The sequence below is a fragment of the Roseinatronobacter alkalisoli genome (genome assembly GCF_028745735.1).
In the GTDB taxonomy this organism is placed as follows: domain Bacteria; phylum Pseudomonadota; class Alphaproteobacteria; order Rhodobacterales; family Rhodobacteraceae; genus Roseinatronobacter; species Roseinatronobacter alkalisoli.
Genome location: NZ_JAQZSM010000083.1, coordinates 1 through 3,706 on the forward strand (window position 1 = coordinate 1; position 3,706 = coordinate 3,706).

Consider the following 3,706-nt stretch of genomic DNA (forward strand, 5'->3'; position numbering starts at 1 on the left):
CGCAGAGGGCGGAAACCCGACCAATGCACATGCCGCAGGGCGAACATAGCATCGCGCCACTGCGGACTTTCGAGGGATGTCACCCCCGGGACCGCGCTTGTTGCTCTGGCGCCGCATGGCTGGGCGTCCTCTCAGACCCCGAGATGCTTTAACCGGATGTGCTGCTCCAGTCGAAACGCCTGCGGGCGGCGGTGATTTCGTCGAGGTGACGCACGGCCCACCCTGCCAGCGGCGTGATCTGATGCATCAGCGATGCACCCAATGCAGTCAGATCGTAATCGACGCGCGGCGGCGTCGACGGCGTGACCTCGCGCGACACAAGCCCGTCGCGCTCGAGCTTGCGCAAAGTCTGGGTCAGCATCTTCTGCGAGATATCCGGGATGTCGCGGCGCAGGGCGGAAAACCGGCGCGGCCCCCCGCTGAGGGCGATCAGGATCAGGATCGACCATTTGTCGCCCACGTCGGTCAGGATCTGCCTGACCGGGCAACTTTCGATCGGGGTGCTGGTCAGGATGTCTCTCATGTAGCGGTTACCAAAAAGTGCCGTCTTCCACGGAAGCTAGGTATCAATTACGCTCTTGGTATCAAAAATGCACTGACTTGAAAAGGATAAAAAATGTTCCTGCTCGACCGTCGAAATTTCCTGCAAGTCACCGCCGGCGCCGCGGCTGCCAGCCTGCTGCCCGGCTCCGCCCTGGCCCGCGTCGGCAACGCCGAGGTCTTCACCTCGGATGAAGCGGGACTACTGGTCGACAGCGCCGTCATCATGGGCGAGCGTTCGGCGGTTCTGGTGGATGCGCAGTTCACGGCGGGCAATGCCGCGCTGCTCGCCGACATGATCGCGGCGACGGGTCGGCGGCTGGAGAGCATCCTGATCACCCATTACCACCCCGATCACCTGCTGGGGCTGCCGATCCTGCTGGATCGGTTTCCCGAAGCGCGCGCCTATGCGCAGGCCGATGTCCAGGCCTTCATCGCGCAGGTGGCCGAGCCAATGTATGCCCAGATCGCGGGCAGCGCGCCTGCCGGGGTCTTTGCCGACCGCGTCGTCGTGCCCGAGGTTCTCGGGGCCGACCATCTGATGCTTGAAGGCGAGCGGATCGAGATCTTGCCGCCCATGGCGGGCGACACCGCCCTGATCACGCCGGTGCATATTCCCGGCCTTGATACGCTGATCGCTTCGGACATTGCCTATATCGACACCCATCTGTGGATGGAGGAGGCAGCCGCCCCCGGTGGCGTCGAGGCCTGGCGCGCCAGCGTGGCCCAGTTGCGCGCAATCGGGGCCGGAACGGTCATCCCCGGCCACCGCAAGCCGGGCAGCGCGAATGATGCCGGCGTGTTCGATGCGACCATCGCCTATCTCGACCATTGGGATGCCGCGCGCGCGGCCTCGGGCAGCGCCGAGGAATTCCGCATGAAGCTTCTCGAAGGGACCGGCGATCTGGGCTTTGCCTTTGCGGTCGACCGGGCGGTCGCCGCGGCCTTTCCGGGCTAGGCCCGACGCGAGGGAAGACGATATTCAAACTGGGAGGAAACCATGAGCAACCATCAAACGTCCGCCACGAACCAGACGGATCCAGAAACCCGAAATATCGGAAACTTTGCCGAGGCTCTGGAAGCCATGCGGACGGCCATCGGTGAGGAGAATGTGCTCACCCAGGATCTGGCGGATTATGGCGATCCGTTCGCGCCGCCGGGCGAGTGGTACCGGCCCGGCGCCGTGCTCCTGCCGGGCAGCGTGGAGGATGTGCAGGCCATCCTGCGCATCGCAAACGACCATGGAACGCCGGTCTGGACCAGCAGCCAGGGCCGCAACAAGGGCTATGGCGGCGGTGCTCCCCGCGTTTCGGGCACCTTCGCGCTCAGCCTGCGGCGCATGAACAAGGTGCTGGAAGTCGACGAAGAGAATTGCATGGCGCTGGTCGAGCCCGGTGTCCGCTTCTTTGACCTCTACGACCACCTGCAGAAGACCGGCTCAAAGCTGTGGATGTCGGTTCCGGACCTTGGTGCTGGCAGCGTGGTCGGCAATGCGCTGGAACATGGCGTGGGCTATACGCCGATCGGCGATCATTTCGGGAACCATTGCGGCATGGAGGTCGTGCTGCCTGACGGCGACATTCTGCGCACGGGAATGGGCGGCATGTCCAATCCGCGCAACTGGCTGATCTATCCGCACAGCTGTGGTCCCTCGTGGGACGGGATATTCAGCCAGTCGAATTTTGGCATCGTCACCAAGATGGGGATCAGCCTGTTCCCGGCGCCCGAGGTCTATGCCCCCGGCTGGTTCACGCTGGACAATGAAGAGCATTTCGAAACGCTTCTCGACGTGCTTCGCCCGCTGATGATCGACGGCACGATCCCCAATCAGCCGATGATCATCAATGCCGTCTGCGCGGCAAGCGCCTTTGGCGAGCGCAAGCAATGGTTTGACGGCAAGGGCGCTATCCCCGATGAGGTACTCGACAGGATTGCCGCCACTCCGGGCTTCGGCCGCTGGGTCATGCGATTCGCGCTTTACGGCGACGCGCCCGTGGTCGCGCATAACCGCGCCAAGGTCGAGCAGGCGCTCGCCGCGATTCCGGGCGGCGCGCTTATGTTCGACGCGTTCGACGGGCGCAATCTGCCCGATTTCGAGAACCCGCATCACCGCGTGCAGGCCGGCATCCCGTCAATGGCGCTCGACCAGATGACCCGCTGGTACGGCGGCGAGGAAGGCGGTCATATCGGCTTTTCCTGTGCGATGCCAATTTCCGGCAAGGACGGCAGCACAATCCGCGACCTGTCCCGCAGCGTGCTGAACGCGCGCGGGCTGGACTATTCCGCCGCGATCATCGTGGGCAAGCGCAGCATGATCCACGTCGCGCTGGTGGTGTTCGACACAAAGAACGAGCAGCAGACCCTCGAGGCCTATGCGGCGACCAAAGCGATGCTCGAACCGGCGGCGAAGCTTGGCTACGGCGAATATCGCAGCCATCTTGATTTCATGGACGAGGTCGCAGCCATCTACGACTTCAACGACAACGCCCAGCGTCGCTTTGCCGAACGCATCAAGGACTGCCTGGATCCCAACGGCATCCTGTCGCCCGGCAAGCAGGGGATCTGGCCGACCCGGTTCCGGTCTGGGACTCGTGGTCCGCTTGAAGCTGGCCCTGCTGCGTAAGGCAAGCCCTGCGCAGACACGGGGGGTGATGAGCTGTCCCCGCGACTGTCAGCCGCGGGGACAGAGTGACTGTGGCCGTTCTTCTTGACGAGGGATGGCCATCACGGATCGACAACCTGCGCATTCTGAGCGGGGTTAGGGTGGTCGCCGACTCGTCCTTCGGATTGGCACCGGCAAAGGAAGCCTTCAACTTCGCCGAGGATCGGGCGCAGGCTGGCCGCGATGTCGAGATGTTCGTCCCTGCGCCCGTCGGTGGATTGCACCTCGCAGATGGCGGCGATCACGCGGACCGACCGGGGCCATCGGGGTTGGCTACAGACCGACGCTGGCGAAAATGCGGCAAGACAGGCGCCGCAAGCCTGCGTGTCCCCCTTTCACCCCCCGCTGATCAGTCGAGCCAGAGCGCGACCGGCCCCGTGATGGCGTCTTTGGGATGCGCGGTGTCGAGGATGACAAAGCTCTGCACCCGCCGCGCCGCTCCAGCTGCCTGCGTGACCGCTTCCGGGGGGCGCCGCGCAGCATCCGAGGAACTCGAACGGCGGC

At 64.4% G+C, this 3,706-nt stretch carries 4 protein-coding genes; 2 read left to right on the forward strand and 2 right to left on the reverse strand.

Annotated features, from left to right (window positions below):
- Positions 1–148 precede the first annotated feature (148 nt).
- Entirely contained in the window at positions 149–523 is a 375-nt protein-coding gene (locus tag PUT78_RS23130; protein ID WP_274354580.1) for a winged helix-turn-helix transcriptional regulator, read from the reverse strand.
- A 93-nt stretch (positions 524–616) separates the two neighbouring features.
- Here PUT78_RS23130 and PUT78_RS23135 point away from each other — a divergent pair, with 93 nt between their 5' ends.
- Together PUT78_RS23135 and PUT78_RS23140 are read left to right on the forward strand one after the other, a co-directional pair.
- Positions 617–1,498 (forward strand): MBL fold metallo-hydrolase, encoded by an 882-nt coding sequence (locus PUT78_RS23135; protein ID WP_274354581.1) that lies wholly within the window; start codon positions 617–619, stop codon positions 1,496–1,498.
- A 42-nt stretch (positions 1,499–1,540) separates the two neighbouring features.
- Positions 1,541–3,163 (forward strand): FAD-binding oxidoreductase, encoded by a 1,623-nt coding sequence (locus PUT78_RS23140; RefSeq protein WP_274354582.1) that lies wholly within the window; start codon positions 1,541–1,543, stop codon positions 3,161–3,163.
- Between the two features lie 101 nt (positions 3,164–3,264).
- Here the strand turns inward: PUT78_RS23140 and PUT78_RS23145 are convergent, their stop codons facing one another.
- Positions 3,265–3,447, reverse strand: coding sequence for a hypothetical protein (locus tag PUT78_RS23145; RefSeq protein ID WP_274354583.1), 183 nt, complete (start codon positions 3,445–3,447; stop codon positions 3,265–3,267).
- Between the last annotated feature and the right edge of the window lie 259 nt (positions 3,448–3,706).